The following is a 7,853-nucleotide window of genomic DNA, read 5'->3' as shown; positions in this document are numbered from 1 at the left end:
GGATTGAACCGACGGCAGCGGCAACCCGGAAGCCACGGTGCACGAAGGCGCGGGCCATGCCCGGCCCGGGAACCCTCCCGAACCGGCTTGGCATCGCCCGCTCCTGCGGACCTCTCTTTCAGCGCTGTACCTTTGACTGTACGTACCGGGCGGCTTCGTCTCCCCCCGATTGTCAGTAGCCTGATCCCTCCCCTGCATTGGGGGAGGGTTTTTTGCAGACTCCCGGCAGCCCGCGGTGAACCTCCCCGCACCCTGCCCCAACCCTCCTGCAACCTGCGTGCCAGAACCCGCGCCAGAGCATTGGCACGGCGCATGCATCAACGAAGTCCTCAAGACCCAGCGGCGCAGGCCGCTATTTTCGTTGACGACGGGCCACCGCACGACGGCCAGGCCCGTATACCAGGAGAAACGACGTGGCAGACTTTGGATACGGTGGCATTGGCTCGGGACTGGATATCTCCAGCATCGTCAACCAGCTGGTCGCAGCCGACCGCAAGCCGGCCGACAATGCACTGAACCTGCAGCAGTCCAAAGCCAAGATGCAGCTGTCGTCGATCGGCACCGTCACCTCGGCCTTCGACAAGCTGAAGACTGCACTGACCGCGCTGAAGGCCACCACCGCCTTCGATACCCGCACGGTGACCGCCAGCGGCAAGGCGCAGCCCGCCAATACCGAGGATGTGCTCACCGCATCGGTGGCGCTGTACGACCTGGGCACGACCAAGGCGGCCGCGTCCAACGGCACGCACCAGGTGGAGGTGACATCCCTCGCCACGGCACACAAGCTGATTGCCGACACCTCGTTCCCGAAGACTGACACCTTCGGCGCCGGAACCTTGACGCTGACCGTCGGCGTGGGCGACAAGGCCAAGACCATGAACGTGGCGGTGGAGGACGGCGACACGCTGACCACCATCCGCAACAAGATCGATGCCGCCGGCCGCAAGGAAGGCGTGCAGGCCACACTGATCACCTCCGGCGACAACCAGTACCTGTCGATCGCCCAGGAGAAGACCGGTGCCGCCAATGCGATCAAGCTGGAGTACGGCGGCAGTGATCCCAAGCTGGGCGCACTGGTCGGCAGCCTGAAACAGAACACCGCTGCAGCGGACGCCGAACTGACCATCGATGGCGTCAAGGTGGTCAGCGCCAGCAATACGGTGGCAGATGCGGTGCCTGGCCTGACCCTGAACCTGAAGGTTCCCGGCAAGAGCACGGTCGTGATCAGTACCGACACGGCCGCCGCCACCAAGGTGATGCAGGAATTCGTGACCGCCTACAACGCGGCCATCGCAGCGATCAACACCGAAACCAAGTACGACGCCAAGACCAAGGAAGCGGCCACGCTGACCGGCGACGCGCAGATGCGTGGTGCCGCCAGCCAGCTGCGTTCCATGATGTCGGGCGTGCTGAAGGAGCTTTCCGCCGACGGCCTGGACCCGAAGGTACTAGGCCTGCAGACACGCGGTTATCCAAACGCCGACGGCAGCCTGGTGCTCGACACCACCAAGTTTGCCGCCGCACTGGCCAGCCAGCCTGAAAAGATCCGCTCGGCCATCACCGGCGACACCGGCGGTGCCGGCACGCTCTACACGATGGTCGACGGCTATGTCAGCACCACGGTCGGCAAGGAAGGCGCCTTCGTCGCCCGAACCAAAGGCCTCAACACCACGCTGGACAACATCGACAAGCGCCGCAAGGACCTGGACACGCGCATGAAGGGCGTGGAAGAGCGCTACAAGAAGCAGTTCATCGCGCTGGACAGCCTGATGGGCAAGCTGCAGCAGAGCAATACGTCGCTGCAGCAGCAGCTGGCACAGCTGAACCGCTGAAGGTCTACGCGCAACGCTCAAGTTTGGCGTGCAACGCACCGATAACGGACGCAACAGCAATCATCGCCGCGCCGCCGGCAACGATCCCCTCGATCGCCCGGCGGCACCCCGCGCAAGGAGAATCACGAATGTACGGTTCCAGCCGTCAATATGCCGAACAGTACCGCCAGGTGGGAGTGACCAGTGCGGTCGCCGACGCCGATCCGCACAAGCTGGTGGCGATGCTGCTGGCCGGCGCGCTGGAGCGCGTGCGCCGCGCACAGGCCAGCCTCGAGCGTGGCGACCAGGCCGGCAAGGGCAAGGCGATCGGCGAAGTCTGCGCGATCGTCGGCCACCTCAACGGCTCGCTGGACCATGAGGCCGGCGGCGAGATCGCCGGCAACCTGTCGGCACTCTATGACTACGTGCTGCAGCGCCTGACCGAGGCCAACCTGCACAATGATCGTGCAGCGCTGGATGAAGCCCTGCAGCTGCTCGGCGAAATCGACAGCGCCTGGAACGCGATCCCGCACGAACAGCGCCGCCCGGCCGCGGTGGCACCATGAGCCTGCACGAACTGCACGCGCAGCTGGACGCGTTCGAGAAGGCACTGGGCGAAGAAGCCCTCGACCAGGCCGACAGCCTGCTCGACGGCCACGACAGCGCCCTGCATGCCCTGCTCAGCCAGCCGCTCACCGCGGCCGACCACGCGCCACTGAGCGCACTGTTCGAACGCCAGCAGAACCTGCTCGGCCTGCTGCGCCAGCGCCGCGACGCGGTCGCTGCCCTGATGAACGATGGACAGCGTTCTCTTCGCGCGGCGCATGCCTACCTGCAGGCAGAATCGCTGGCATGACCCAACTGCCGACAACGTCGCTGCACCACCCCGCCGAAAGCGAGCTGTTCGACGAAACGCTCAGCTGCGAACTGGCCCTGCCCGCCGAGTTCCAGCCCGGCAGTGCCGCCGGCCGTACCGGCAGCGCCGAAGGCCTGCTGCGCAGCCTGGCGCTGGTGGAAGACAGCCGCGTTGACGAGCATGACGACCGCAACGAGGCCAGCCTGCAGTTGCAGCGGCTCGAAGCCAAGCTGGACCTGGCGATGGTGCTGCTCGGCCGGCTGGTTCGCCAGCAGGGCCAGGAACTGACCCTGCGCCCGGTGCGCTGGTCACGCCGTGGCATCCGCTTGCAACTGGGCCCGCGCAGCGGTGCCACGCCTGGTCAGGCCGGCCTGGTTCGGCTGCAGCCCAGCGACTGGCTGCCCGACCATATCGACCTGCCGGTGGAAGTGATCGCCGAAGCCGCCGATGGCGGCGGTGGCCATTACCTCTGGCTGCGCTTCCAGCGCCTCGGCGACGGCCTGGAAATGGCCATGGAACGCCACCTGTTCCGCCTGCACCGCCGCCAGGTGGCCGAGGCGCGCCGGGCCCGCTGAAACCCACCCTTGCGGTGCAGGACAGGCAACGCTTGGCGCGCCCGTTCAGCTAAGTTAAGGTGGACTCCCCTACACGGACCAGTTGCGTGCCTGTGCGAGTTCTCATCGTCGACGATCACACCCTGGTCCGCGCCGGCCTGGCGCGGCTGCTGCAGGGGTTTGCCGACGTGCAGCTGGTTGCCGAGGCCAGCAATGCCGAACAGGCGCTGCAGCTGGCCCTGCAGCATGCGCCGGATGTGGTGCTGATGGATCTGTCGTTGCCCGGGCGCACTGGCCTGGAAGCGCTCAGTGACATCCGCCTGCGCGCCCCCGGTACCCGCGTGGTGATGATGACCATGCACGACGATGCCGCGCATGTGCGCGATGCACTGGATCGCGGCGCGGTCGGTTTCGTGGTGAAGGATGCCGCGCCGCAGGAGCTGGAACTGGCCCTGCGTGCCGCGCATGCCGGCCAGGTGTTCCTCAGCCCTCAGATCTCGGCCAAGATGCTGGCGCCCATGCTGGGCCGCGAGAAGCCCACCGGCATCGCCGCGCTGTCCCCGCGCCAGCGCGAGATCCTGCGCCGCATCGGCAAAGGCGAAAGCAACAAGGAAATCGCCGCTGACCTCGGCATCAGCGTCAAGACAGTGGAAACCCATCGCGCACGCATGATGGAGTCGCTGGGCTGCCGCCGCGCCAATGATCTGTTGCTGCTGGCCGCGCGTCACCAGCACGAGCTGGAGTGAATCGGCATAGCGGCGGCGACGAAATCCCGTCACCCTGACAGGCTCTGACAGGAATCCGTACGCGCGGCGTGGCGAACGCGGCAGGGCCGCCACCACGAATCAATGAGTTGGCGGCGGCCTTCGTCAACATCCCGCGCCAATGTAGGGGAAACCCTTACATCCTGTCGGGATATCCACGAAAGCCCTCAGGAACCCCCCGATTCCGCACCCGTCGGATCAAAAGCAAGATGCGTTCCACAAGGCGCCGGGGAGCGGTGCCGGGGAACCACGATGAAGGCTGCACTCTCGACCCAGCTGGGCCAACAACTTCACCTCACCCCGCAGCTGCTGCAGTCGATCCGGCTGCTGCAGCTCGATGGCCTGCACCTGGAACAGGAAATCCAGCGCCTGCTGGACTCCAACCCGCTGCTGGAGATCGAAGAGGCCGAAGCCCCCGCCGCCGAGGCCACCGAGGCCAGCACCACCACGCTGGAGACGGCCGCGTTCGACGAGTTGCCGGAATCGTCGATGTGGGACGTGGCCGGCACCAGCTGGCAGGACGGCGACGACGATCGCATGGCGCGCATCGCCGCCGGTGAATCGACCGATCCGCAGCTGCGCGTGCTGCAGCGCCTGTCGCTGGACATGGACGACCGCGGGCTGGCCGTTGCTGCCTTCTGGCTGGACCACTGCGATGACGCCGGCTACCTGCAGGCGCCGCTGGCCCAGCTGCAGCTGCTGGCCAGCGCCCAGTTCGACATCGACGCCGACGGCGTGGAAGCGATCCGCCAGCAGCTGCTGCACGGCGAACCGGCCGGCATGGCCGCGCAGGACCTGCGCGAAGGCCTGCAGGCGCAGCTGCGCAGCCTGCACGGCGTGGTGGCTGCCCGTCACCTGGCCGCACGCATCCTGGACGGCGCGCTCGATGCGCTGGCCGCGCACGACTACCCCGCCCTCGCCCGCCAGCACGACGCCGAGATCGACGACGTGCGCGAAGCCGTCCGCCTGATCCTCTCGTTGCAGCCGCGCCCGGGCGACAGCCTGCTGCCCGAGCGCAACGCCGTGGTGGTACCGGACGTGGTCGCCTGGCACGCCGACGCGCAGTGGAAGGTGGCGCTGAACCCGGCCACCAGCCGCCGCGTGTCGATCAACAGCCAGTACGAGCAGGCGCTGGCCGACAGCAACGACGCCGCCCCGGCCCTGCGCGACATGCTGCAGGAAGCGCGCTGGTTCAGCCGCGGCCTGTCGATGCGCTACGACACCCTGCTGCGCACCGCGCGGGTGATCGTCGAGCGCCAGGCCGCATTCCTGGTGCGTGGCGAGGAGGCCATGGCACCACTGACCCTGAAGGAAGTGGCCGAGGAAATCGGCATGCACGAGTCCACCGTCTCGCGCATCACCACCGGCAAGTTCCTGCAGACCCCGCGTGGAACCTTTGAACTGAAGCACTTCTTCGCCGTGCGCCTGGAAGGCGCCAGCGTCTCCGGCCAGGCGGTCAAGGCCATGGTCCGCCGCCTGATCGACGCCGAACCGGCCGGTCGGCCGCTGGCCGATGAAGCCATCGCCGGGCTGTTGTCGCGCCAGGGGGTGAACATTGCACGCCGAACCGTCGCAAAATACCGGGAACAACTGGACATCGCCCCGGCCCGTGAACGGCGCCGGCTCGGCGCCAGGCAACCGCAGCTGGCCCGGGTGGGCTGAAAAGGATGTTGGACATGAACAAGCTTACGGTCCTGCTGGTCGATGACCACGAGGGCTTCATCAACGCGGCGATGCGCCATTTCCGCAAGATCGACTGGCTGCAGATCGTCGGCAGTGCCGGCAACGGCCTGGAAGCGATCGAGCGCTCGGAAACGCTGCGTCCGCAGGTGGTACTGATGGACCTGGCCATGCCGGAAATGGGCGGCCTGCAGGCCACCCGCCTGATCAAGTCGCAGGACGACGCACCGTACATCGTGATCGCCAGCCACTTCGACGACGCCGAGCACCGCGAACACGCGCTGCGCGCCGGCGCCGACAATTTCGTCAGCAAGCTGTCCTACATCCAGGAAGTCATGCCGATCCTGGAAGGCCTCAGGGAGGATCGATCGTGAGCGAATCGCGCATCCTTGTACTGGACAACGACGCCGTGCGTGCCGAGCGCACCGTTGCCCTGCTGGAATTCATGGACTTCAACCCGCGCTGGGTCTCCGACGCGGCCGATTTCGACCTGGGCCGCCAGCGCCAGAACGACTGGATGGCGGTGATCGTCGGCAGCCTGGATGACAGCGCCGCCAGCACTGCGCTGTACCACTGGCTCGGCGGCAGCAGCCTGCCGCCGCCGGTGCTGCTGGCCGACGGCGATGCCGCTGCCTTCGCGCAGCAGCATGGCCTGCACGAGGCCAACATCTGGCCGCTGGAGACCCCGCTGCGCCACGCCCAGATGGAAGCCCTGCTGCGTCGCGCCAGCCTCAAGCGCCTGGACGCCGAGCACCAGGCCGGTGCCGTGCAGGAGCAGGGCCCGACCGGCAACGGCCCGGCCGTTACCGCGCTGCGCACGATGATCGAACAGGTCGCCGCCTTCGATACCACCGTGCTGGTGCTGGGCGAATCGGGTACCGGCAAGGAAGTGGTGTCGCGCGCCATCCACCAGCGCTCGCCGCGCCGTGACGGCCCGTTCGTGGCGATCAACTGCGGCGCCATTCCGCCCGACCTGCTGGAAAGCGAACTGTTCGGCCACGAAAAGGGCGCCTTCACCGGTGCGCTCACCGCACGCAAGGGCCGTTTCGAAATGGCCGAGGGCGGCACCCTGCTGCTCGACGAAATCGGCGACATGAGCCTGCCGATGCAGGTCAAGCTGCTGCGCGTGCTGCAGGAGCGCAGCTTCGAACGCGTGGGTGGCAACCAGACCATCCGCTGCAACGTGCGCGTCGTCGCCGCGACCCACCGCGACCTGGAGACGCGCATTGCCGAAGGCAAGTTCCGCGAGGATCTGTTCTACCGCCTCAACGTGTTCCCGATCGACGTGCCGGCCCTGCGCGAACGCCGCGAGGACCTGCCGGCGCTGGTGGAAACCATCGCCGCGCAGCTGGCGCGTACCGGTCGTGGCGAGGTGCGCTTCACCGCCGAGGCCCTGCAGGCCCTGGCCGGTTACGAATGGCCGGGCAACGTGCGCGAGCTGACCAATCTGGTCGAGCGCCTGGCGGTGCTGCACCCGGGTGGCTCGGTGCGCGTGCAGGACCTGCCGGCCCGCTACCGGGGCGACGCCGCGCTGGCAGCAGTGGCCACGCCGGCACCGGTGCAGTCCGTCGCCAGCGAAGAACGCCTGGACCTGCGCAGCTTCTCGTTCCATACACCGGGCAGCGGCAACCAGCCGGCGCTGGAGCATGGCATCGCCGTCAATCGTGTGGCAGCACCGGCCGCCCTGCCCGACGAAGGCATGGACCTGCGCAACCACATGGCCAACATCGAACTGGGCCTGATCAACGAAGCACTGGAACGCACCCAGGGCGTGGTCGCCCACGCCGCCCAGCTGCTTGGACTGCGCCGCACCACCCTGGTGGAAAAGCTGCGCAAGTACGGCATCGAACGCGAGCAGGCCGAACTGGCCGGCTGAACCGCGTTTCCAGCATGAAGGGGGCACCAACGCCTGGGCTTGCCCGGGCGTTGGTGTTTGTGGGCCTCCGAACCCCGGCAGCGCCAGAATTCCGGCCATCGGACCCTGCAGCCCCAGGCCAGAAAACCGACGCCGGTTAAATGGCGCGTTGATCGGGGTCAGAGCCCATGCCGACCAGAATGTGTCGACCAAGGTCGACACCCACCAAGAGCGGTCCATGCAATTCCGACAGATCGCGGAGATCTGTCGAAGGCGGGGTAGGTCCGGTTGCGGGGGCGTGAGCGCCATGGATGGCGCGACCGAGCCTCCATG

General features: G+C 67.4%; 8 protein-coding genes. All 8 read left to right on the top strand.

What is annotated here, in order from left to right; all coding sequences use genetic code 11:
* The first annotated feature begins 413 nt into the window (after window positions 1–413).
* The 8 genes from fliD (at window position 414) to O0J73_RS20295 (ending at window position 7,541) form a co-directional block, all read left to right on the top strand.
* Window positions 414–1,832, top strand: a complete 1,419-nt coding sequence (gene fliD / locus O0J73_RS20330; RefSeq protein WP_006443677.1) for a flagellar filament capping protein FliD — start codon at window positions 414–416, stop codon at window positions 1,830–1,832.
* Window positions 1,833–1,960: 128 nt separating this feature from the next.
* Complete coding sequence (gene fliS / locus O0J73_RS20325; protein ID WP_006443675.1) at window positions 1,961–2,377, top strand: flagellar export chaperone FliS; 417 nt, start codon at window positions 1,961–1,963, stop codon at window positions 2,375–2,377.
* On the top strand, window positions 2,374–2,667 hold the full coding sequence (locus O0J73_RS20320; protein WP_006443673.1) for a hypothetical protein: 294 nt from the start codon (window positions 2,374–2,376) through the stop codon (window positions 2,665–2,667). Before fliS ends, O0J73_RS20320 begins: the two co-directional genes overlap by 4 nt.
* Complete coding sequence (locus tag O0J73_RS20315) at window positions 2,664–3,242, top strand: PilZ domain-containing protein (protein ID WP_197565003.1); 579 nt, start codon at window positions 2,664–2,666, stop codon at window positions 3,240–3,242. The genes O0J73_RS20320 and O0J73_RS20315 overlap by 4 nt, the downstream gene beginning before the upstream one ends.
* 92 nt (window positions 3,243–3,334) lie before the next feature.
* Window positions 3,335–3,967, top strand: coding sequence for a response regulator transcription factor (locus O0J73_RS20310; protein WP_005413261.1), 633 nt, complete (start codon window positions 3,335–3,337; stop codon window positions 3,965–3,967).
* A 270-nt stretch (window positions 3,968–4,237) separates the two neighbouring features.
* Window positions 4,238–5,647: an RNA polymerase factor sigma-54 gene (gene rpoN / locus O0J73_RS20305; RefSeq protein ID WP_308309493.1), complete on the top strand. Its 1,410-nt coding sequence runs from the start codon at window positions 4,238–4,240 to the stop codon at window positions 5,645–5,647.
* A 14-nt stretch (window positions 5,648–5,661) separates the two neighbouring features.
* Complete coding sequence (locus O0J73_RS20300) at window positions 5,662–6,039, top strand: response regulator transcription factor (protein ID WP_010485922.1); 378 nt, start codon at window positions 5,662–5,664, stop codon at window positions 6,037–6,039.
* Window positions 6,036–7,541, top strand: coding sequence for a sigma-54 dependent transcriptional regulator (locus O0J73_RS20295; protein WP_308309492.1), 1,506 nt, complete (start codon window positions 6,036–6,038; stop codon window positions 7,539–7,541). Before O0J73_RS20300 ends, O0J73_RS20295 begins: the two co-directional genes overlap by 4 nt.
* Window positions 7,542–7,853 lie beyond the last annotated feature (312 nt).

This window comes from Stenotrophomonas sp. Sm6012 (assembly GCF_030985895.1).
Lineage (GTDB): Bacteria > Pseudomonadota > Gammaproteobacteria > Xanthomonadales > Xanthomonadaceae > Stenotrophomonas > Stenotrophomonas forensis.
This window is presented reverse-complemented; position numbering and strand designations above follow the sequence as displayed.

Coding starts and splice junctions, on each gene's coding strand:
- O0J73_RS20320 (WP_006443673.1), top strand. CDS start 2,374: ATGAGCCTGCACGAACTGCACGCGCAGCTGGACGCGTTCGAGAAGGCA.
- fliS (WP_006443675.1), top strand. CDS start 1,961: ATGTACGGTTCCAGCCGTCAATATGCCGAACAGTACCGCCAGGTGGGA.
- O0J73_RS20315 (WP_197565003.1), top strand. CDS start 2,664: ATGACCCAACTGCCGACAACGTCGCTGCACCACCCCGCCGAAAGCGAG.
- O0J73_RS20300 (WP_010485922.1), top strand. CDS start 5,662: ATGAACAAGCTTACGGTCCTGCTGGTCGATGACCACGAGGGCTTCATC.
- rpoN (WP_308309493.1), top strand. CDS start 4,238: ATGAAGGCTGCACTCTCGACCCAGCTGGGCCAACAACTTCACCTCACC.